Annotated in this window: 21 protein-coding genes; 8 read left to right on the top strand and 13 right to left on the bottom strand. The window is 61.2% G+C overall.

Annotated elements, in window-relative coordinates; genetic code table 11:
* The first annotated feature begins 130 nt into the window (after window positions 1-130).
* The 4 genes from BRD58_RS16315 to BRD58_RS16300 all read left to right on the top strand — a co-directional run bounded on the left by BRD58_RS16315 (window position 131) and on the right by BRD58_RS16300 (window position 6,364).
* Entirely contained in the window at window positions 131-1,549 is a 1,419-nt protein-coding gene (locus BRD58_RS16315; RefSeq protein ID WP_015462391.1) for a nucleobase:cation symporter-2 family protein, read from the top strand.
* 30 nt (window positions 1,550-1,579) lie between these two features.
* Window positions 1,580-2,896 (top strand): guanine deaminase, encoded by a 1,317-nt coding sequence (guaD, locus tag BRD58_RS16310; protein ID WP_012849974.1) that lies wholly within the window; start codon window positions 1,580-1,582, stop codon window positions 2,894-2,896.
* A gap of 239 nt (window positions 2,897-3,135) precedes the next feature.
* Entirely contained in the window at window positions 3,136-4,503 is a 1,368-nt protein-coding gene (locus BRD58_RS16305) for an NCS2 family permease (protein ID WP_015462390.1), read from the top strand.
* 214 nt (window positions 4,504-4,717) lie between these two features.
* On the top strand, window positions 4,718-6,364 hold the full coding sequence (locus tag BRD58_RS16300) for a Na+/H+ antiporter (RefSeq protein WP_012849972.1): 1,647 nt from the start codon (window positions 4,718-4,720) through the stop codon (window positions 6,362-6,364).
* A gap of 135 nt (window positions 6,365-6,499) precedes the next feature.
* On the opposite strand, the gene BRD58_RS16295 is transcribed toward BRD58_RS16300, so the two are convergent.
* On the bottom strand, window positions 6,500-7,438 hold the full coding sequence (locus BRD58_RS16295) for a LysR family transcriptional regulator (protein ID WP_073383765.1): 939 nt from the start codon (window positions 7,436-7,438) through the stop codon (window positions 6,500-6,502).
* A 130-nt stretch (window positions 7,439-7,568) separates the two neighbouring features.
* Between BRD58_RS16295 and BRD58_RS16290 the strand changes: the two genes are divergently transcribed.
* Window positions 7,569-7,994, top strand: coding sequence for a CidA/LrgA family protein (locus tag BRD58_RS16290; protein WP_015462388.1), 426 nt, complete (start codon window positions 7,569-7,571; stop codon window positions 7,992-7,994).
* Window positions 7,994-8,683, top strand: a complete 690-nt coding sequence (locus tag BRD58_RS16285) for an LrgB family protein (protein ID WP_073383760.1) — start codon at window positions 7,994-7,996, stop codon at window positions 8,681-8,683. Before BRD58_RS16290 ends, BRD58_RS16285 begins: the two co-directional genes overlap by 1 nt.
* Before the next feature lie 30 nt (window positions 8,684-8,713).
* Here BRD58_RS16285 and BRD58_RS16280 read toward each other — a convergent pair whose 3' ends face one another.
* Window positions 8,714-9,049, bottom strand: coding sequence for a DUF2002 family protein (locus tag BRD58_RS16280; RefSeq protein ID WP_012849968.1), 336 nt, complete (start codon window positions 9,047-9,049; stop codon window positions 8,714-8,716).
* 199 nt (window positions 9,050-9,248) lie between these two features.
* Window positions 9,249-9,641: a hypothetical protein gene (locus BRD58_RS16275; RefSeq protein WP_236721610.1), complete on the bottom strand. Its 393-nt coding sequence runs from the start codon at window positions 9,639-9,641 to the stop codon at window positions 9,249-9,251.
* A gap of 371 nt (window positions 9,642-10,012) precedes the next feature.
* Here BRD58_RS16275 and BRD58_RS16270 point away from each other — a divergent pair, with 371 nt between their 5' ends.
* Both BRD58_RS16270 and BRD58_RS16265 read left to right on the top strand, forming a co-directional pair.
* On the top strand, window positions 10,013-10,309 hold the full coding sequence (locus tag BRD58_RS16270) for a DUF211 domain-containing protein (RefSeq protein WP_012849966.1): 297 nt from the start codon (window positions 10,013-10,015) through the stop codon (window positions 10,307-10,309).
* A gap of 2 nt (window positions 10,310-10,311) precedes the next feature.
* Window positions 10,312-10,857, top strand: a complete 546-nt coding sequence (locus tag BRD58_RS16265) for a hypothetical protein (protein ID WP_015462385.1) — start codon at window positions 10,312-10,314, stop codon at window positions 10,855-10,857.
* A gap of 314 nt (window positions 10,858-11,171) precedes the next feature.
* Here BRD58_RS16265 and fis read toward each other — a convergent pair whose 3' ends face one another.
* From fis to msrP, 10 genes are all read right to left on the bottom strand, one after another.
* Window positions 11,172-11,468 (bottom strand): DNA-binding transcriptional regulator Fis, encoded by a 297-nt coding sequence (fis, locus tag BRD58_RS16260; RefSeq protein ID WP_000462905.1) that lies wholly within the window; start codon window positions 11,466-11,468, stop codon window positions 11,172-11,174.
* Complete coding sequence (gene dusB, locus BRD58_RS16255) at window positions 11,450-12,454, bottom strand: tRNA dihydrouridine synthase DusB (protein WP_012849962.1); 1,005 nt, start codon at window positions 12,452-12,454, stop codon at window positions 11,450-11,452. The genes fis and dusB overlap by 19 nt, the downstream gene beginning before the upstream one ends.
* 715 nt (window positions 12,455-13,169) lie before the next feature.
* Window positions 13,170-14,051: a 50S ribosomal protein L11 methyltransferase gene (gene prmA, locus BRD58_RS16245; protein ID WP_015462384.1), complete on the bottom strand. Its 882-nt coding sequence runs from the start codon at window positions 14,049-14,051 to the stop codon at window positions 13,170-13,172.
* 13 nt (window positions 14,052-14,064) lie between these two features.
* Entirely contained in the window at window positions 14,065-15,519 is a 1,455-nt protein-coding gene (gene panF / locus BRD58_RS16240) for a sodium/pantothenate symporter (protein WP_012849959.1), read from the bottom strand.
* Window positions 15,509-15,751: a YhdT family protein gene (locus BRD58_RS16235; protein ID WP_012849958.1), complete on the bottom strand. Its 243-nt coding sequence runs from the start codon at window positions 15,749-15,751 to the stop codon at window positions 15,509-15,511. Before BRD58_RS16235 ends, panF begins: the two co-directional genes overlap by 11 nt.
* A gap of 140 nt (window positions 15,752-15,891) precedes the next feature.
* Window positions 15,892-17,241, bottom strand: coding sequence for an acetyl-CoA carboxylase biotin carboxylase subunit (gene accC, locus BRD58_RS16230; RefSeq protein ID WP_012849957.1), 1,350 nt, complete (start codon window positions 17,239-17,241; stop codon window positions 15,892-15,894).
* A gap of 10 nt (window positions 17,242-17,251) precedes the next feature.
* On the bottom strand, window positions 17,252-17,716 hold the full coding sequence (accB, locus tag BRD58_RS16225) for an acetyl-CoA carboxylase biotin carboxyl carrier protein (protein WP_012849956.1): 465 nt from the start codon (window positions 17,714-17,716) through the stop codon (window positions 17,252-17,254).
* An 82-nt stretch (window positions 17,717-17,798) separates the two neighbouring features.
* Complete coding sequence (gene aroQ / locus BRD58_RS16220; RefSeq protein WP_015462383.1) at window positions 17,799-18,248, bottom strand: type II 3-dehydroquinate dehydratase; 450 nt, start codon at window positions 18,246-18,248, stop codon at window positions 17,799-17,801.
* Window positions 18,249-18,489: 241 nt separating this feature from the next.
* Complete coding sequence (gene msrQ / locus BRD58_RS16215) at window positions 18,490-19,089, bottom strand: protein-methionine-sulfoxide reductase heme-binding subunit MsrQ (RefSeq protein WP_069579425.1); 600 nt, start codon at window positions 19,087-19,089, stop codon at window positions 18,490-18,492.
* Window positions 19,089-20,090 (bottom strand): protein-methionine-sulfoxide reductase catalytic subunit MsrP, encoded by a 1,002-nt coding sequence (gene msrP, locus BRD58_RS16210; RefSeq protein WP_012849953.1) that lies wholly within the window; start codon window positions 20,088-20,090, stop codon window positions 19,089-19,091. Before msrP ends, msrQ begins: the two co-directional genes overlap by 1 nt.
* Window positions 20,091-20,120: the final 30 nt, after the last annotated feature.

Below are 20,120 nucleotides of genomic sequence, written 5' to 3'. Positions count from 1 at the left end.
AACTGCACAGCCACAGACGGAGTTAGGGGGAACACACCCTCAGGGGCGCCCCTTGCCGCGCGGCGGGAAAACCGGTAGGCGGATATTTATTAATTGGATCAGATGATCAAATTTACCAAGGAGTAAAGGGATGTCTGATATACCGCGTGCTGGATCCGATCTTATTTATCAGCTAGAGGATAAACCGCCCTTTCACCAGCTCATGGTGGGTGCGGTGACTCACCTGCTGGCGATTTTTGTCCCCATGGTGGCACCGGCGCTGATCGTCGGTACCGCGCTGGGCCTCTCCACCGAAATCACCGCCTATCTGGTCTCCATGGCGATGATCGCCTCCGGCGTCGGCACCTGGCTGCAGGTGAACCGCTATGGCTGCGTCGGCTCCGGCCTGCTGTCGATTCAGTCGGTGAACTTCTCCTTTGTTACCGTGATGATTGCCCTGGGCGGCGCCATGAAACACGATGGCCTGCATGAGGAGCTGATCATATCGACCCTGCTGGGGGTCTCCTTTGTCGGCGCCTTCCTGGTCGTGGGGGCCTCGTTTATCCTGCCCTACCTGCGCCGGGTGATCACCCCGACGGTGAGTGGGGTGGTGGTGCTGATGATCGGCCTGAGCCTGATCAAGGTCGGCATCATCGACTTCGGCGGCGGCTTCGCCGCCAAGAGCAGCGGCACGTTCGGCAACTATGAAAACATCGGCGTCGGCCTGCTGGTGCTGCTGGTGGTTATCGGCTTTAACTGTGCGCGTCACCCCTTGCTGCGCATGGGCGGCATCGCCATCGGGCTTATCGTTGGCTATATCGTGGCGCTGTGCCTGGGGATGGTGGACTTCAGCGCCCTGCGCGACCTGCCGCTGGTGACCGTGCCGGTTCCCTTTAAGTATGGTTTTACCTTTGATATGCACGCCTTCCTGGTGGCCGGCACCATCTATCTGCTCAGCGTGCTGGAGGCGGTGGGGGATATCACCGCGACGGCGATGGTCTCGAATCGCCCCATCGAAGGGCCGGAGTATCAGTCGCGTCTGAGCGGCGGCGTGCTGGCCGATGGGCTGGTGTCGGTCATCGCCTCTGCCCTGGGGTCGCTGCCGCTGACCACCTTTGCCCAGAATAACGGGGTGATCCAGATGACCGGCGTGGCCTCGCGCTATGTCGGTCGGGCGATCGCCGTGATGCTGGTGCTGCTGGGGCTGTTTCCGGTCATCGGGCGCTTTTTTACCACCATTCCGGCCCCGGTGCTGGGCGGCGCGATGACGCTGATGTTCTCGATGATCGCCATCGCCGGGATCCGCATCATTATTTCCAACGGCCTGCGTCGTCGCGAGACCATCATCGTCGCCACCTCCCTTGGGCTGGGGCTAGGCGTCTCGTACGATCCGGCCGTATTCCGGGTCTTGCCGGATTCGCTGTATGTCCTGGTAGAGAACCCCATTTGCGCCGGCGGTCTGACGGCTATCATCCTGAATTTGTTGATCCCGATGCGGAAAAAGGCCGAGGTTCGCGAAGAGAGGGATACGGTGGCCGAGCCGTTACGCGGCGAAGAAGAGATGGATTGAGTCGATGTCTTGGCTGATTAGGAGCTAATCATGGTTTGTGAACATACCCTCAAGGCAGTACGCGGCAGCATTCTGGATGTCACCCGGACGGTAACCGATCCGCAGGAGGTCGAGTCCGCGCTGCGCTTTATTGAGGACGGGCTACTGTTGATCCGTAACGGCAAAGTGGACTGGTGCGGCAGCTGGGAAGAGGGGCGGGAGCGTATTCCCGAATCGATCCGGGTGCGGGACTACCGCGGCAAGCTGATCGTGCCCGGCTTTGTCGATACCCATATTCACTATCCGCAGAGCGAGATGGTCGGGGCCTATGGCGAACAGCTGTTGGAGTGGCTGAACAAGCACACCTTCCCCACCGAGCGGCGCTATAACGATCTCGATTACGCCCGCGAAATGTCTAACTTTTTCCTGAAGCAGCTGCTGCGTAACGGCACGACCACCGCCCTGGTGTTCGGCACCGTGCATCCGGAGTCGGTGGATGCACTGTTTGAGGCCGCCAGCCATATCAACATGCGCATGATCGCCGGCAAGGTGATGATGGATCGCAATGCGCCGGACTATCTGTTGGACGATGCACAGAGCAGCTACGAACAGAGCAAGGCGCTGATCGAGCGCTGGCACAAGAATGGCCGCCTGCTGTACGCGGTGACGCCGCGCTTTGCGCCGACCTCCAGCCCGGAGCAGCTGGCGATGGCCCAGCGCCTGCGCGAAGAGTACCCCGACACCTATCTGCATACCCACCTATGTGAAAACCGCGACGAGATCGCCTGGGTCAAGTCGCTGTACCCGCACCATGACGGCTATCTGGATGTGTATCACCAGTACGGCTTGACCGGTAAGAACTGCGTGTTCGCCCACTGTATCCACCTGGAGGAAAAAGAGTGGGATTGCCTGAGCGATACCGGTTCCTCGATCGCCTTCTGCCCAACCTCTAACCTGTACCTCGGCAGCGGCCTGTTTAACCTGCAGAAGGCCTGGCGTAAGCGGGTGAAGGTGGGGATGGGCACCGACATCGGCGCCGGAACTACCTTTAACATGCTGCAGACGCTGAACGAGGCCTACAAGGTGATGCAGCTGCAGGGCTGCCGCCTGTCCGCCTATGAGGCGTTCTACCTGGCAACCCTGGGCGGCGCGGCCTCTCTGGGGCTGGACGATCGCATCGGTAACTTCCTGGTCGGTAAAGAGGCCGACTTTGTGGTGCTGGAGCCGACGGCGACGCCGCTGCAACAGCTGCGCTATGACAACTCGGTCTCTTTGGTGGATAAGCTGTTTGTCACCATGACACTGGGCGACGATCGCACCATATATCGTACCTATGTCGATGGTCGTTTAGTGTACGAACGAACGTAAAATGTCGCGTTTGTGGGTTGAAATGACGAGGTATTAGGCCAGATAATCGTTTGCCTTTTACTCCCGGCCCATTTTTACCCGAATTTGGTCGCAGGATGTAGTGGCAGGGAGTAGCGGCTGCCCACGGGGGCAGCCGAATGGGGCGGAGGGCAGACACAGCATTATTGGCCGCTCTGCAATAACAGACGTAATCGATTACGTTACAGAAAAGTTTTTTAAATCACTCAGAGGACATCATCATGTCTAGCGATTCTTCTCAGGTATCAGCGGCAGGGAAGTCACGGGGATCACTCGATACATTTTTTAAGATCTCGGTGCGTGGTAGCAGCGTGCGCCAGGAAGTGCTCGCCGGTTTAACGACGTTTTTGGCGATGGTTTATTCGGTGATCGTGGTACCGGGCATGCTGGGTAAGGCTGGGTTTCCGCCGAGCGCGGTGTTTGTAGCGACCTGTCTGGTGGCCGGCTGCGGCTCTTTACTGATGGGGCTGTGGGCCAACCTGCCGATGGCGATTGGCTGCGCTATCTCCCTCACCGCGTTTACCGCCTTCAGCCTGGTGCTGGGGCAGCAGATCAGCGTGCCGGTGGCGCTGGGCGCCGTATTCCTGATGGGTATTCTGTTTACCGCCATCTCGGTGACCGGGATTCGAACCTGGATCCTGCGTAATCTGCCGATGGGGATCGCCCACGGTACCGGTATCGGTATCGGCCTGTTCCTGCTGCTGATCGCCGCCAACGGCGTCGGCCTGGTGGTGAAAAACCCGCTGGAGGGGCTGCCGGTAGCGTTGGGCGCCTTTACCTCGTTCCCTGTGATGATGTCCCTGCTGGGGCTGGCGGTGATCTTCGGTCTGGAAAAGCTGAAGGTGCCGGGCGGCATTCTGCTGGTGATTATCGGTATCTCCATCGTCGGCCTGATCTTTGATCCCAGCGTGAAGTACCACGGTCTGGTGGCGATGCCGAGCCTGGCCGGCGCCGACGGCCAGTCCCTGATCTTTAGCCTGGACATCATGGGCGCCCTGCAGCCGGTGGTGCTGCCCAGCGTGCTGGCTCTGGTGATGACTGCCGTGTTTGACGCCACCGGGACCATCCGCGCGGTCGCTGGTCAGGCGAACCTGCTGGACAAAGATGGTCAGATCATCAGCGGCGGCAAGGCGCTGACCGCGGACTCCGTCAGCTCGATCTTCTCCGGTCTGGTCGGTGCGGCGCCGGCGGCGGTGTATATCGAGTCTGCCGCCGGTACCGCGGCCGGTGGGAAAACCGGTCTGACCGCCGTGGTGGTCGGGGTCCTGTTCCTGCTGATCCTGTTCCTCTCGCCGCTCTCTTATCTGGTTCCGGGCTACGCGACGGCGCCGGCGCTGATGTATGTCGGTCTGCTGATGCTGAGCAACGTCGCCAAGCTGGACTTCGACGACTTCGTCGATGCGATGTCCGGTCTGGTGTGCGCGGTGTTTATCGTGCTGACCTGTAACATCGTGACCGGCATCATGCTCGGCTTTAGCACCCTGGTGATCGGCCGCGTGTGCTCCAAAGAGTGGAACCGTCTGAACATCGGTACCGTGGTGATCGCGGTGGTGCTGGTGGCGTTTTACGCCGGTGGCTGGGCGATTTAAGCGACGTTACTCTCCCCCTGTGGAAAAGCGCCTGCGGGCGCTTTTCTGCTGTCTGGGCGACGCGAATATCAACGGCGGCGCTACCGCAGTGCATTTTCAGTGTTATCTCTGTCCTCCAGGGTAGATTTCTCTTCGGCTCAAAATTCATAAGATGATATTTTGTAAAGCGTTGCGTTAGTCCTGTTGGCCCTGTTGGCATTGAGTCTGAAAGAACATGGAAATATTCTTCACAATCCTGATCCTGATTTTGGTGGTATCGCTCTCCGGCGTGGTAACTCGCCTGCTGCCGTTTCAAATCCCGCTGCCGCTGATGCAGATCGCCATCGGGGCGCTGCTGGCCTGGCCCCACTTTGGCCTGCACGTGGATTTTGACCCCGAACTGTTCCTGGTGCTGTTTATTCCGCCGCTGCTGTTTGCCGACGGTTGGAAAACCCCGACGCGGGAGTTTTTGCACCACGGTAGGGAGATCCTGGGGCTGGCGCTGGTGCTGGTGCTGATCACCGTGGTTGGCGTCGGCTACTTTCTGCACCTGCTGCTGCCGGAGGTCCCGCTGGTGGCGGCCTTTGCGCTGGCCGCCGTGCTGTCGCCCACCGACGCCGTAGCGCTCGGCGGTATCGTCGGCCAGGGGCGGATCCCCAAGAGCATCATGGGGGTGCTGGAGGGGGAGGCGCTGATGAACGACGCCTCCGGCCTGGTCTCCCTGAAGTTTGCTATCGCGGTGGCGATGGGCACTATGGTGTTTACCGTCTCCGGCGCGACGCTGGAGTTTCTGAAGGTGGCGCTGGGCGGCCTGTTGACCGGCGCGGCGGTCACCTGGCTGTACAGTAAGTCCCTGCGGGTGATGAGTCGCTGGGCGGGAGATGATCCGGCGACCCAGATCGTCCTTCTGATGCTGCTGCCGTTCGCCAGCTATTTGATCGCGGAGCATATCGGCGTCTCCGGTATTCTGGCGGCGGTGGCGGCGGGGATGACCATCAGTCAGTCCGGGGTGATCCGCAACGCGCCGCTGACGATGCGCCTGCGCGCCAACAGCGTGTGGGCGATGCTGGAGTTCGTGTTCAACGGCATGGTGTTTATCATGCTGGGTCTGCAGCTGCCGGGGATCCTGGAGAACTCGATTATCCAGGCCGATCGCGATCCCAATATCGAAACCTGGTATCTGTTCGCCGACGTGGTGCTGGTGTATGCGCTGCTGCTGGCGCTGCGTTTCCTGTGGCTATGGGGGATGAAGCGCATCAGCCTGCGCTTTTTTAAGCACAATCCGCTGCAGTTCGCCGCCTACGGCATGCGCGATCTGTGGATTGCCTCGTTTGCCGGGGTCCGCGGAGCCATCACGCTGGCCGGTGTGCTCTCTATCCCCCTGTTTCTGACCGACGGTACGCCGTTCCCCGGTCGCTATCAGTTGGTGTTTCTGGCCGCCGGGGTGATTCTGTTCTCCCTGCTGGTGGGGGTGGTGGCGCTGCCGCTGCTGCTGCGCGGCGTCGAGATCACCGACGGCGTGGCCTACCGCGATGAGGAGCTGATGGCGAAGTCCGTCAGCGCCGAGGTGGCCATTGAGAGCCTGAAGAAGATGCAGGAGCGCCTTGAGGCCGACACCGAGGAGAACATCGATCCGCAGCTGCTGACCGAGGTCAGCTCGCGGGTCATCGGCAGTCTGCGGCGGCGGGTGATGACCAAGGAGAACGCCGACGAAATCCTTGAGGTGGAGAATCTGGAGCGTCGTTTCCGTCTGACGGCGCTGCGCGCCGAACGCGGCGAGCTGTATCACCTGCGCGCCACCCAGAAGATCAGTAACGAGACGCTGCAGAAGATGCTGCACGATTTGGATCTGCTGGAGGCGCTGCTGGTCGAAAAAAACTAAGGGCTAGCGCTGAGTCTTCCCGCCCTGGACGCCGTGCGTCCGGGGCTAATGAGATGGTCACCCCCACCCTGTGAGCGGTACGCTGACAGGGTGTTTTTTGTCTCTCGTCCCCGGTGAGCGCGGGGGGCCTTGATGCTATGACGTCGCCGGCGGCTCTTTGTCGCGCAGGGTCAGACGTTCGGGGTGCATTTCTCCCTCTGGCCAGAACGCGCGGCAGCGGGCGATCCACGCCTGAGCGCTGTGCGACAGATAGCGGCCATGGCACCAGATAAGCCCCAGCCGCCACATGAGCGCCGGCGCGAGCGGCAGCCACAGCAGGCTGTGTGGATCCAGTCGCTGACAGATCGGCTGCGGCAGGATGGCGATACCCACCCCGGCCTGTACCATGGCGGCCAGAAAGTCCCACTGGCCGCTGCGCACCGCGATTTGCGGCTTCACGCCGGCGGCAGAAAAGGCCTGCATTAGCTGCTGATAGAGGGCAAAGTCCTCGTTGTACAGCAGGATGTTTTGCTGGGCCAGATCGGCCATGCTTAGGGTAGAGCGGGTCAGCCAGGGCGCCTGGCGCGGCAGCAGCACATACAGCGGGTGGCTGAACAGCGGCAGCGAGGCGATGGCCGGATCGGGCTGGGCAGAGAGGGCGGTGAGCGCCAGATCCAGCTCGCCGGAGAGCACCGCCTGCTCGACGGTCAGCCCGCCGAACTCGGCGATGTGCAGCTCAATCCCCGGGTAGCGCTGGCGAAATTCGCCGATCAGGCCGGCCATTTGAGTACCGACCATCGGCGGAATGCCCAGCTTTAGGCTCCCCTTTTTCAGGGTGCCCAGGTCATCCAGCTCGGTTCTCAGCTGGCCAAACTGATCGAGGATCGTTTGCGCTCGCTGATAGACCACGCCGCCGCTGTCGGTCAAGCGCAGGCCGCGCCCCTCGCGGATCAGCAGGGTGCACCCCAGCTCCTCCTCCAGATTACGCAGCATTTTGCTGATGGTCGGCTGGGTGACAAACAGCTTCTCCGCCGCGCGGGTGAAGCTCTGTTGGCGCACCACCTCAACAAAGTAACGTAACGTTCTCACGTCCATGCAGGACTCCGCTTTACAGGGTAGGTATGCCATTTATCAATGATGGCAATAATTTTAATTCATTTTAGTCCTGGGATCCTCTTTGCCTATACTGTGCTCCCTATCACATTAATCCCCTTCTGAGGTTTGTATGTCTCTGGCGTTGCGCCCCGTTATGGCGCACCTGCGCACCCACGCCCGGGTGCCGATGCAGGTGGCGCTGTATGCGCTGCTGTTTCTCTTTTCCCAATGGCTGGTCAGCCGTTTTTCCCTGCCGCTACCGGCCAATATCGTCGGTATGCTGCTGCTGTTGGCGCTGATCGCGCTGCGCATTTTGCCGCTGGCGTGGGTGAAGGCGGGTTCCCGCTGGCTGCTGGCCGAGATGCTGCTGTTTTTTGTCCCGGCGGTGGTGGCGGTGGTGAACTACGCCTCGCTGCTGATGGTGGAGGGGTGGCGTATCGTGGCGGTGATCGCCCTGAGCACCCTGTTAACGCTGGGGATGACGGCGCTGGTGGTGGATAGGATCTACCGGCTGGAGCTGTGGCTACAGCGGCGTCGCGCTGGGATGGTGCGCTGATGAGCGGTCTGTGGATCGGCATGCTGTGTCTGGCGGTGACGCTGGCGCTCTACTTCGCCAATAAACGGCTGTACCGCCGGGTTCACCGTATCTGGCTGATGCCGCTGGTGCTGACGCCGCTGCTGTTGGTCGCGCTGCTGCTGATCGGGCATATCTCCTACCGTGAGTACATGGGAGAGAACCACTGGCTACTGTGGCTGCTGGGACCGGCGACCATCGCCTTTGCCGTGCCGGTGTATGAGAACCTGGCGATTATCCGCCGTCACTGGCTGTCGCTGACGGCCGGCGTATTGACCTCGACGTTGGTGGCGGTGCTCAGCTCGGTGTGGCTGGCGCGGCTGCTGACCCTGCCAGAAAGCATTCAGCGCAGTCTGGCGGTGCGCTCGATTACCACGCCGTTCGCCATTGAGGCGGCCAAGCGCCTGGGGGGACAGCCGGATCTGGTGGCGCTGTTTGTGGTGCTGACCGGGGTATTTGGTATGGCGGTGGGAGACATGCTGCTGCTGCGTCTCTCCGTGCGCAGCGGCATGGCCAAGGGCGCCGGACTCGGCGCATCGTCCCACGGCGCCGGGACGGCCAAGGCCTATGAGATGGGACAGACCGAAGGCGTCGTCTCCAGCCTGGTCATGATGCTGGCCGGCGTGGTGACGGTACTGCTTTCGCCGCTGATCGGCCGCCTGCTGTGGTAGGGGCGGCGGACCCCGTCAGCGGGGCGGCGCTCAGGGAAACATCTGCGCCAGATAGTGATTCAAACGTTCGCGCGAGGTAAAGCCGTGGGGAACGCCGATAAAAGCCGGTGACGCGGCGTCGGGATCGGGCGGAAAGCGGACGTAGGCCGGGCTGCTGCGCTGGGCGGCAGAGGGCTGGGCAAAGCGTAGGCTGCGCTGAGCCAGCGCCGGGTGGATCAGCAGCGCGGTTCGCCCGAGCCGCACCTCGCGATTGACGTACACATAGTGCTCTCCCTTGTGAAAACCATAGGCCTGATCGCTGACTGAATCGCGGGTAAATCCGGCGTGCTGCAGAACCTGCGCGACCTCATCGGGACGTAAATACATCGTTATTCTCCCTGTTTATTGCTGTCCTATGACCTTAACGGATAGGCCGTACGTCACAAGCGGACTTTTCTGGAACGCCTGCGATCCACGGCGATCGCCGGTAAGACACGGAGCACTGAGCCAGCGATCGGGCGCTGAGCGGTGACGGGTGGGGCGCGGGGCTATGCGGGCGCGCGGCGGCGCCCGCGCCCACGTAGGCTCAGGGGAAGATGGTGAACGGTGAGCAGACGAACTGCTGGTTGCCGATGGTCATGTTATAGCGATCGGTGCCCGGTACGCCGGTCTGCATCTTGATCCCAAAACGGATGGTAATGTGCGCCGGATCCGGCGTGAAGCGGCCGCTGGCCTCGTCATAGCGCGACAGGGTATAGGCCACCTTGTCGGACATATCCTCGGTGCGCTTGGCCAAATAGATCTGGGTCAGGTTATTTGACGGATCGGTGATTTTCAGCGCCATCATGTTATCGCTGTTGATGGCGGTAGAGAGCACTTTCAGCCCGCCGCAGTTCGTTTCACCCACGGCCGGATAGGGGCCGATCATCTCCGTCGCCTGCGCGATACCTGAAAAGGAAGCCACCGTCAGTAAAGCCATACAAGTTTTTTTCATCATCGTCATGTTTGCCTGATGTGATAAAGGACGTCATGTCGTCAAAATGCAGCCGGGGCAGCGACGCCCCATGGCAGCCGAAAAGCGCCGCCAACGTCATCCGTGGCGAAGCAAAAAGCATCTCCTAGTGTATAAATACGCGCCGTGGCGTCTACGGGGGCAATGCAAAAATTTATGACAACGGCGGGCGGCGGTGGTTCCGTCTATCCGCCGCGCCGGGCGGTGAGTGTCAAGCAGGGTCAGGGCGAGAAATATTTATTTGCCAAAAAAGGGCGTTGGGGGCGGCGCGTTGGCGTAGGATCGCGCTATTGCGCCGGCGGAGGCCGATCGCCGGTCGGGCTACAGAGGAGTATATGATGCCTGATGCCATGAATATTCGCCGCCTGACGTTCGACGTCGATAAAGCGATGTCGCAGCCCACGATCCTGGAGATAGCCCAGGCCATTCACGGCTGTCCGGGCGTGAGCGCCTTTAATATTACGGTGAGCGATATCGATATCGAAACCGTTGGTATGGACATAACCATCGTCGGGAACTACCTCGATCACGATCGGTTGGTCGAGGCGATGGAGAATACCGGCGCCGCGGTGCACAGCGTCGATCAGATCGTCTGCGGCAGCGATATCGTTGAGCGTATCGCGCGGGTGCGTTGAGTATGCGCCTGCTGCGGCGGGAGAATCGGAACTACAACCTGGTCGCCCTGCTGGGCGGCGCGGTCTCCGGCACCCTGACGGCCGCGCTGCTCTCCCTGGGTACCCTGTGCGCCGGACGGGCGTTGCCCGCCTGGCCGACGCTGATGGCCATCGGGATCATCAGCGCCCTTTCCAGCGCCTTTGCCTTTTTGCTGTCGCACTATGCCGGTCTGCGCGACAGTCTGCTGCACGCCGAGCACCAGCTAAACCTGACGGTCTCCGGGCGGCTGGCCAGCGGCGTCCTGGGGCGCAAGATCCTGCGCCAGACCCTGCTGGCCACCCTGTATGCCGCGGTGTGCTACCTGCTGTTTTTCAGCCTGCCGTTCCTGATCGCCAGGCCGTTCCCGGCGCTGACGTGGCTGCCGGGCGCCGTGACCCTGCTGCTGATCGCGGTGATCTCCGCGGCGCTATCGCGGGTGATGCAGTCGCGTCTGTCGGCCACGCTGGGGCTGGTGCTGTCCGGCTTTGCCCTGTGCGTCCTGATTGGGACGCTGCTGCGCTACCGCTAGGGCGCGCGGCGCCGTCAACGATACCGCCGCCACCGTCGTTTCCGCGCAGCGGCTCAGCGCCAGTCTACCGGCGTCGGCGTTTCAGCGCGGGCGCGCATGACCGCATCCTGTTCGATGCTGCCTCGATAGTCGCCCAGCGCGCGCTGCCGGCGGGCCTTGAGCGGCGGCTGTTTTCCACGCGGGTTATCGCTCTCCAGGGATCGCGTTGCCGGGTGTACGGGTATTTGGCCTGCGACTCTCGCGGTGCCGAAAAGAGAAAAGGCGCCCCATCTTGCGATAGAGGCGCCTTTTTTCAATGCATCAACCGACCGAAATCAGTTCATGCCGTATTTTTTCAGCTTCTTGCGCAGCGTGCCGCGGTTGATCCCCATCATCAGGGCCGCACGGGTCTGGTTGCCGCGGGTGTACTGCATCACCATGTCTAACAGAGGCTGTTCCACTTCAGCCAGTACCAGCTCATACAGGTCGTTGACGTCCTGACCGTTCAGTTGAGCAAAATAGTTCTTCAGTGCCTGTTTAACCGAGTCACGCAGGGGTTTTTGAGTAACCTGATCCTGAGAGTTAACGGTAGAAACGGTCAGTACGTCAGAATTTACGCGTTGTTCGAACATAGTTCTGTCAGCTCTTTTTTTACGCTAAGTTTTTCGAAGTATGCCTCCAACGCCTCCAGCTGCTCGCTGGCGTCCTCAATGGCGTTGAATGTGCGCCGAAACTGGTCATTCGGGGCGTGCGCCTGGAGATACCAGGACACGTGTTTACGGGCGATGCGCAGTCCTTTTCCCGAGCCGTAAAAATCATGCAGCTCTTTGACATGCCCGGCCAATAGCCGCTTTATCTCACCCAATGGCATGGGCGGCAGCAGCTCCCCTGTGTCCAGATAATGCTGGATTTCCCGGAAGATCCAGGGTCTTCCCTGAGCGGCGCGACCAATCATCAGAGCATCGGCTCCGGTGTAGTCGAGTACCGCCCTGGCTTTATGCGGGTCAGTTATGTCTCCGTTCGCGATGATCGGAATGGAAACATGCTGCTTAACTGTCCGAATGCTGTCGTACTCGGCCTCGCCGTTAAACAGGCAGGCTCGAGTTCGGCCATGAATGGTCAGGGCCTGAATGCCACAGCGTTCAGCCAATTGGGCAATCTCGACACAGTTACGGTGCGCAGGATCCCAGCCGGTGCGTATCTTGAGCGTCACCGGAACATCCACCGCGTCCACGACGGCACGCAGGATCTGTTCCACCAGACCGGGGTACTGCAGCAGGGCAGAACCGGCCAGCTTGCGATTCACTTTCTTTGCCGGACAACCCATATTGATATCGATGATCTGCGCGCCGTTATCAGCATTGATGCGGGCTGCCGCGGCCATCTCATCGGGGTCGTTACCGGCGATCTGCACGGCTCGGATACCTGGCTCATCCATATGTACCATGCGCAGACGTGACTTATCCGTCCGCCATACTTCCGGGTTGGAAGAGAGCATCTCAGAAACCGCCATGCCGACGCCCATCTCATAGCACAGGGTGCGAAAGGGCCGATCGGTAATGCCCGCCATGGGCGCGGCGATCAGACGATTTTTAAGTTGGATATTTCCGATGCGCATAGACAAAGAGTGACCATACTGTGTCCGCAAGGGCGCGTATATTACGCATTTTTGCACGGATATGAAAGGCCAAACTTTGAACAATCGACTGTTGCAGATCAATGAAATCCGTGCGTCTTGTGCACTTTTTAAAATTATTCTTTTATAATCAATATGTTGAATAAAAAAGGTTAAAAAGTGCGCCGGCGTATTTTCTGCAAAGTTATTGCGACTGTCACGCAGGGAAAACAGTGTGTCCGAGTGAAAACGCTGCTTTTATCCGCAATTATTCGCTATTTTATGCGAGCTGAGTCTCATTTTTCTGCTTAATCTGCCGCGAAACCGCGCGGCGATTAACGGACGGCGGCGCATCGCTACGGGGGGCGGCCGCGTTGGAGCCGGCGTGGACGACGGGAGGGCGTTGGCGCGGGTATCGGCGCATCGCCGGGGGCGTCTCGGGCGTCAACGGGGCGCTGTGCGTCCGGCGGCCGCAGGAGGGCCATGGCCGCAGGCGGGCGCGGTGAGGCTGAGAGGGCGCGCTACAGGGCGTATGACGGCGGTGGTAGCGTCGATGTCGGTGCCCGGCGGCGTAGGGGGATGCTCTGCACGCCAGCGGGCGTCGTCGCCGTTGGCCTGCGGACTCTGCCGGCGGCGGTATCGCGCGCTGGCGGGGCGGATTGCCTCCGCGACGGGGTCATTGGCGGGCTGACGGCGCCGCTGCGCCGTCAGCGTGGCATCAGCGGCGCACGCCGGTGATGCGGCACCACTCCTCGCGTTCGGCCACCGGGTCCAGGGCGAACTTCTCGCGGTAGGCTTCGCAGACGCTCTCGGCCTGGCTTGCCAGAATGCCGGACAGGCCCAGCAGACCGTCCTGACGCGGCAGGCAGCCGATCAGCGGCGCCAGCTCGCGCAGCGGGCCGGCCAGGATATTGGCGACCACCACATCGGCGCTGAGGTCGGCGGGCTGATCCTTGGGCAGATAGAGCTCCAGGCGCTCGGAGACGCCGTTACGTTCGGCGTTGTCGCGGCTGGCCTGGATCGCCTGCGGATCGATGTCGATGCCGATGGCGCGCGCGGCGCCCAGCTTCAGGGCGGCGATGGCTAAAATGCCGGAGCCGCAGCCGAAGTCGATCACCGTCTTCCCGGCCAGATCCAGACCGTCCAGCCACTGCAGGCACAGGGCGGTGGTCGGGTGAGTACCGGTACCGAAGGCCAGCCCTGGATCCAGCATCACGTTCACGGCGTCGGGCTCGGGGATCTCGCGCCAGCTCGGGCAGATCCACAGGCGACGGCCAAACTGCATCGGGTGGAAGTTATCCATCCACTCGCGCTCCCAGTCTTTGTCCTCGATCTGCTCGATCTTGTGGCGGAAGCCTGCGCCCAGCGCCGGATGGTTTTCCAGCTCGGCGATCACCGCAGACATCTCGGTTTCGGCATCGAACAGGCCGATGACGTCGGTATCGCCCCACAGCAGGGTTTCGCCCGGCAGCGGCTCAAAGACCGGGTTGTCGTGGCTGTCCTGAAAGGTGACGGAGACGGCGCCGCTCTCCATCAGCGCATCGCTCAGGGTCTCCGCCTGGCTGCCGGTTGAGTTGATTTTAATTTGGATCCAAGGCATGGCATGTCTCTTTCTAGTCAGTTGATTCGCTGGCAGCGACCGCGGTATTCGGACGGCTGCCAAAATGGTTGCCTGCCCAGAAGGCCAGCAGGCCCAGCAGCAGGGAAGGCACGATCGGGTGCAGGTGGAACAGCTGGATCTTCAGGCTGGCCAGCAGCGCGTAGCTGGCGGCGCCGACGATCATGGAGCTCAGGGCGCCGTGCGCATTGGCCCGCTCCCAGTATAGTCCCAGCACCAGCGGCCACAGGAACACGGCCTCCAGGCCGCCGAAGGCCAGCAGGTTAAGCCAAATGATCATCTCCGGTGGGCGCCAGGCCGCCAGCAGCAGCAGGGCGCCGAGGATCAGGGTTGAGGCGGCCGAGAGGCGAGCCAGACGACGCTCATTGTGCAGCGCCTGAGGGCGCAGCCCCAGATAGAGATCTTTGACGATGGTCGCCGAAGATTGCAGCAGTTGGGCGTTGATCGTCGACATGATCGCCGCCATCGGCGCCGCCAGAAAGATCCCGGCGGCGAAGGGGGGCAGCACCCGCACCATCAGCGTGGGGATCACCATATCCGGCACCGTCAGATCCGGCAGCACCGCCCGGCCAAGGGCGCCGGCCAGGTGCATGCCGAGCATCAGCAGCGCCACCACGATGGTGCCGATGATGATGGCGCGGTGAACCGCCTTGCTGTCCTTGTAGGAGATGCAGCGGACGGCGGTATGCGGCAGACCGATGACGCCAAAGCAGACCAAGATCCAGAACGACGCCATAAACGGCAGGCTCAGGATATCGTCGGCCCCGTGGGGAGAGACCAGCTTGGGATCGATGCGCTGCAGGGTCTCTACGGCGGCGTGCATGCCGCCGGCGGCGTGGATGATACCGATCAACAGCAGCAGGGTGCCCAGTAGCATTACCACGCCCTGCATGGCATCGTTGAGCACGCTGGCGCGAAAGCCGCCGAAGGCAGTGTACAGGGCGATGGTGACCCCAAAGATCAGCAGCCCGGCGTCATAGGGAATACCGGCGGCGCTCTCCAGCAGGCGCGCGCCGCCGATAAACTGCACCGTCATCGCCCCGATAAAGGCGACCAGCAGGCTGAGGCTGGCGACCCACACCAGCAGACGGCTGCCGTAGCGCGCGTACAGCATGTCATTGAGGGTGACCGCCTGGTAACGGCGCGCCAGAATGGCGAACTTCTTGCCCAATACGCCCAGCGAGAGCCAGACGGCGGGCAGCTGGATCATCGCCAGCAGCACCCAGCCAAGGCCATATTTATAGGCCGCCCCCGGGCCGCCTATAAAGGAGCTGGCGCTGATGTAGGTGGCGGTTAGGGTCATCGCCAGGACAAACCCGCCCATCGAGCGGTCGCCCAGAAAATAGTCGTTGAGGAAGTTGCCTTTCTGGCGGCGGCGATAGGCATAAATCGACAGGCCGAACACCAAGGCGAGGTAGCCTACCAGCGGCAGGATTACGTCAGTCTGCATCATCGCTCCCCAGCGGTATGGACTTGAATATCAGGCGGACCATGGTCCAGCACAGCAGAATAAATAGCAGCGGCAGCAGCAGGCAGGCCATTTCGAACCAGTGCGGCAGACCGGTGACGCCCAGCAGGCTGTTGGGCAGGTAGCCTGCGGCAATCCAGGCGAACAGATAGACCAGCGTCAGCCCTAAGGCCCAGCGGGCTTCACGGTGCGCCTGCGCGAAACGTGCATCCATGGGATCTCCCAGTGTCGGTAAGCAAACAAGCAAAAAGCAGGGAATTGTACGGCAATGCGCACACAGATGCAGCGTCGGGTTTACGCAGGAAGACAAAAGGCCGGTTACCCGGCCTTTGAGGAACGGAGCCTAACGGAGCGTTACTTCTCCTGCAGGCCCAGCTTTTTCTCCAGGTAGTGAATGTTGCTACCGCCGGCCTGGAAGTTGGCATCGTTCATGATCGACTGCTGCAGCTCGATGTTGGTCTTGATGCCGTCGATGATCAGCTCCGCCAGCGCATTCTTCATGCGGGCGATGGCCACGTCACGGTTTTCACCGTAGCAGATAAGCTTGCCGATCATGGAGTCATAGTACGGCGGTACGGTATAACCGGCGTAGATATGGGACTCCCAGCGAACGCCGAAGCCGCCCGGCGCATGGAAGCGGGTGATCTTACCCGGGCTGGGCAGGAAGCTCTTCGGATCTTCGGCGTTGATGCGGCATTCGATCGCGTGACCGCGCACCTGCACCTCGTGCTGTTTGATGGACAGCGGCTGACCGGCGGCGATACGCAGCTGCTCTTTGATCAGATCCACCCCGGTGATCATCTCGGTCACCGGATGCTCAACCTGGATACGGGTGTTCATTTCAATGAAATAGAACTCGCCGTTCTCAAACAGGAATTCAAAGGTACCCGCGCCGCGGTAGCCGATATCGACGCAGGCCTTGGCGCAGCGTTCGCCGATGTAGCGACGCAGCTCCGGCGTAATGCCCGGTGCCGGCGCCTCTTCCACCACTTTCTGGTGGCGGCGCTGCATGGAGCAGTCGCGCTCGGCCAGATAGATGGCGTTGCCCTGGCCGTCGGCCAGTACCTGGATCTCGATGTGGCGCGGATTCTCCAGGTACTTCTCCATGTAGACCATGTCGTTGTTGAACGCCGCTTTGGCTTCCGCCTTGGTCATCAGGATCGACTGGGCCAGATCCTTATCGCTGCGTACGACGCGCATGCCGCGACCGCCGCCGCCGCCGGAGGCCTTGATGATCACCGGATAGCCGATGCGCTTGGCGAAGGCACGGTTTTTATCCATGTCGTCGTCCAGCGGGCCATCGGAGCCGGGAACGCACGGCACGCCGGCTTTCTTCATTGCGCTGATGGCAGAGACTTTGTCCCCCATCAGACGGATGGTCTCCGCTTTGGGGCCGATGAAGATAAAACCGGAACGCTCCACCTGTTCGGCGAAGTCGGCGTTTTCAGACAGGAACCCGTATCCCGGATGGATCGCCACCGCGCCGGTGATTTCCGCCGCAGAGATGATGGCCGGGATATTGAGGTAACTTTTAACGGACTGCGCCGGGCCGATACAGATGGTTTCGTCCGCCAGCAGTACGTGTTTTAGATCGCGATCCGCCGTGGAGTGCACCGCTACGGTTTTGATCCCCAGCTCCTTACAGGCGCGCAGGATCCGCAGGGCGATTTCACCACGGTTAGCGATAACAATTTTATCTAGCATGTTCGCCCCGTTATTCGATGACCACCAACGGCTCGTCAAACTCAACCGGTTGACCGTTTTCTACCAGGATCGCCTTAACGACGCCGGACTTATCGGCTTCGATCTGGTTCATCATTTTCATCGCTTCAACGATGCACAGCGGATCGCCGGCGTTGACCTTCTGGCCCACTTCGACGAACGCTTTGGCCTCCGGGCTCGGGGTGCGGTAGAAAGTACCGACCATCGGAGAACGGACGACATGGCCGCTCAGGGCCGCGCTGCCGTTGTCGGCGGCGGCCGGGGCTGCCGCGGCGGGTGCGGCGGCGACCGGGGCAGCAACCGGAGCCGGGGCTGCGGCGTAGAACGGTTGCATGGCCGGCATGGCGGCCGGGGCACGACTGATGCGTACTGATTCTTCACCTTCAGAGATTTCCAGCTCGGCGATGCCGGATTCTTCAACCAGTTCGATCAGTTTCTTGATTTTACGAATATCCATGTGTGATTCCGTACTCGTTGTTGTTACGAAGATTGTGGACGCGCGCCGCGCACAGCGGCGGACGGGCGTACGTCCCGGTTTATCATGATACGTTCAGGCGATTAACCGCCGCCTGCAGGGCATAGTCATACCCCTCGGCGCCCAGACCGCAAATGACCCCCACAGCGATATCGGACAGATAGGAGTGGTGGCGGAACGGCTCTCGGGCGTGCACGTTGGACAGATGGATCTCGATAAACGGGATCTGCACCGCCAACAGGGCATCGCGCAGCGCTACGCTGGTATGGGTAAACGCTGCCGGGTTAATCAGAATAAAATCGGTATTGCCAAACGCGGCATGGATCTGGGCGATCAGCTCATGCTCTGCATTGGACTGAATATGGCGCAGCGAAACGCCGAGCGTCTGCGCGCGCCGATCCAGGCGCGCGACAATCTGCGCCAGCGTCAGGGTGCCGTATTTTTCCGGCTCGCGGACGCCCAGCATATTCAGATTGGGACCGTTAAGAAGCAAAATGTTGAACTTATCTGCCATTGTGCTGCTATCTCCGGCAATCAGACGAATTTTGCCAAAATAACCCGATGTCGCCGCGTTGTCACTCTTTCTCTACCAATTTGTGGCATCGATCGGCGTATAAAGTCGGGCATTATAATGATTTCGGATCAATTCGCAGCTGAATACTGGTCGAATCAGCGAAGATATGCAACCCGCCGCCGCGACGATCGCGACGGCACGTTAAAGGTTAGATTCTAAAAATGGCTGCAAGTTCCACTGGTTATCGCCACCATTGGCGGATTTTTTGATAACGCAATGCTAACAAGATGAGGGCGCCGAGTGCGTAAAAAAACGGCAGCGGAGAGAGTGTCTTGACTGACCACAGGTAGTGCAGCGGAGCGATAATCGCCGCCAGGTAGACCAGGTTATGCAGCTTTTGCCAGCGGGGTCCCAGGGCGGACATGGCGCGCCGGGTCGAGGTCAGGGTCAGGGCCAGCAGGATCAGCCAGGCCGCCAGCCCCAGCGTGAGGTAGGGACGGCGCAGCAGTTCGCTGCCCAGCAGCGCGACGTTGCCGCCCAGCTCCAGCAGCAGGTAGCTCAGCAGGTGCAGCGAGGCCCAGACAAAGCACCATATCCCCAGCAGGCGGCGGGTTCGCATCAGCAGGCTTTGACGGGTCAGCCGCGCCAGCGGCGATACCAGCAGGGTCGCCAGCAGCAGCTTGAGCGCCATCAGTCCGGTTATGTGCTGAATGTCCTTGGCCGGATCGGCGCTGAGCCATCCCTGGCTTGCCGCCAGCGGCAGCCACAGCAGCGGCAGACCCGCCGCCAGCCAAATCAACCACTTCAGCGCGGTAATCTGGGCAGGGCTCAGGCGTTTCATCAGTAGTATTTCCTCAGATCCATCCCCTGATACAGCGAGGCAACCTGATCGGCATAGCCGTTAAACGGCAGCGTCGGCTGTCGCTTGACGTCCAGAATCCCGCCGCTGCCGATCAGCCGCTCGCTGGCCTGGGACCAGCGCGGGTGGTCAACCTGCGGATTGACGTTGGCATAAAAGCCGTACTCTTTGGGGGCGAGCAGATTCCAGGTGGTGGGGGGCGCATTTTCCACCAGGCGGATATGCACGATCGACTTGATGCCCTTAAAACCGTATTTCCACGGCACCGTCAGGCGGATCGGCGCCCCGTTCTGCGGCGGCAGCCCCTTGCCGTAGACCCCAACGCTGAGCAGGGTCAGCGGGTGCATGGCCTCGTCGATCCGCAGCCCTTCGACGTAGGGGTACTTCAGGCCGCCGCCGATAAAGCGATCCTTTTGACCCGGCATTTGCTCGGGATCGTACAGGGTGGTAAAGGCGACATAGCGCGCCCGGCTGGTGGGCTCGGCCTGGCGCAGCAGCTGTCCCAGCTCGAAGCCGACCCAGGGGATCACCATAGACCAGGCTTCTACGCAGCGCATGCGGTAGATGCGCTCCTCCAGCGGGAAGCGGCGCAGGATATCGTCCATATCCAGGGTCATCGGTTTGGCCACCTCACCGTCGAGGGTGATTTTCCAGCCGTCGGTGCGCAGGGTGCCGGCGTTGGCGGCCGGATCGGCCTTGTCCAGGCCAAATTCGTAGAAGTTATTGTAGCCGCTGACCTTATCTTCCGGGGTCAGCGGCAGATCGGCCTGCCAGGCGGCGGGACGGGTGAACTCCAGCGGCTTGCCCGGCGGGGCCGGCGGACGATCGTGTCCTTTAAACCAGCTGAGCAGATCGGCGTGGGCCGACGGGGTGATGGCCAGCGCCGCGGCGCTGATGCCGAGCGCTTTGAGTACGCGGCGCCGCTGGTAGAACAGATCCTCCGGGGTGACATCGGCTTCGCGCAGTGTCGGGTATCGGGCCATGGTCGCACTCCTTGATAATGGGTCTTATAT

Source organism: Edwardsiella piscicida (genome assembly GCF_001896205.1).
Classification (GTDB): Bacteria; Pseudomonadota; Gammaproteobacteria; order Enterobacterales; family Enterobacteriaceae; genus Edwardsiella; species Edwardsiella piscicida.
The sequence above is the reverse complement of the archived record's forward strand: the minus strand, read 5'-3'. Positions and strand labels throughout refer to the sequence as shown.

Bases quoted from the DNA above. Each gene is read 5' to 3' on its own strand.
- panF (WP_012849959.1), bottom strand. From the start codon at position 15,519: ATGCAGACTGACGTAATCCTGCCGCTGGTAGGCTACCTCGCCTTGGTG.
- guaD (WP_012849974.1), top strand. From the start codon at position 1,580: ATGGTTTGTGAACATACCCTCAAGGCAGTACGCGGCAGCATTCTGGAT.
- BRD58_RS16290 (WP_015462388.1), top strand. From the start codon at position 7,569: ATGTCTCTGGCGTTGCGCCCCGTTATGGCGCACCTGCGCACCCACGCC.
- accC (WP_012849957.1), bottom strand. From the start codon at position 17,241: ATGCTAGATAAAATTGTTATCGCTAACCGTGGTGAAATCGCCCTGCGG.
- msrQ (WP_069579425.1), bottom strand. From the start codon at position 19,089: ATGAAACGCCTGAGCCCTGCCCAGATTACCGCGCTGAAGTGGTTGATT.
- BRD58_RS16315 (WP_015462391.1), top strand. From the start codon at position 131: ATGTCTGATATACCGCGTGCTGGATCCGATCTTATTTATCAGCTAGAG.
- msrP (WP_012849953.1), bottom strand. From the start codon at position 20,090: ATGGCCCGATACCCGACACTGCGCGAAGCCGATGTCACCCCGGAGGAT.
- BRD58_RS16305 (WP_015462390.1), top strand. From the start codon at position 3,136: ATGTCTAGCGATTCTTCTCAGGTATCAGCGGCAGGGAAGTCACGGGGA.
- BRD58_RS16270 (WP_012849966.1), top strand. From the start codon at position 10,013: ATGCCTGATGCCATGAATATTCGCCGCCTGACGTTCGACGTCGATAAA.
- aroQ (WP_015462383.1), bottom strand. From the start codon at position 18,248: ATGGCAGATAAGTTCAACATTTTGCTTCTTAACGGTCCCAATCTGAAT.
- accB (WP_012849956.1), bottom strand. From the start codon at position 17,716: ATGGATATTCGTAAAATCAAGAAACTGATCGAACTGGTTGAAGAATCC.
- fis (WP_000462905.1), bottom strand. From the start codon at position 11,468: ATGTTCGAACAACGCGTAAATTCTGACGTACTGACCGTTTCTACCGTT.
- BRD58_RS16275 (WP_236721610.1), bottom strand. From the start codon at position 9,641: ATGGCTTTACTGACGGTGGCTTCCTTTTCAGGTATCGCGCAGGCGACG.
- BRD58_RS16295 (WP_073383765.1), bottom strand. From the start codon at position 7,438: ATGGACGTGAGAACGTTACGTTACTTTGTTGAGGTGGTGCGCCAACAG.
- BRD58_RS16265 (WP_015462385.1), top strand. From the start codon at position 10,312: ATGCGCCTGCTGCGGCGGGAGAATCGGAACTACAACCTGGTCGCCCTG.
- BRD58_RS16285 (WP_073383760.1), top strand. From the start codon at position 7,994: ATGAGCGGTCTGTGGATCGGCATGCTGTGTCTGGCGGTGACGCTGGCG.
- BRD58_RS16235 (WP_012849958.1), bottom strand. From the start codon at position 15,751: ATGGATGCACGTTTCGCGCAGGCGCACCGTGAAGCCCGCTGGGCCTTA.
- BRD58_RS16300 (WP_012849972.1), top strand. From the start codon at position 4,718: ATGGAAATATTCTTCACAATCCTGATCCTGATTTTGGTGGTATCGCTC.
- prmA (WP_015462384.1), bottom strand. From the start codon at position 14,051: ATGCCTTGGATCCAAATTAAAATCAACTCAACCGGCAGCCAGGCGGAG.
- BRD58_RS16280 (WP_012849968.1), bottom strand. From the start codon at position 9,049: ATGTATTTACGTCCCGATGAGGTCGCGCAGGTTCTGCAGCACGCCGGA.
- dusB (WP_012849962.1), bottom strand. From the start codon at position 12,454: ATGCGCATCGGAAATATCCAACTTAAAAATCGTCTGATCGCCGCGCCC.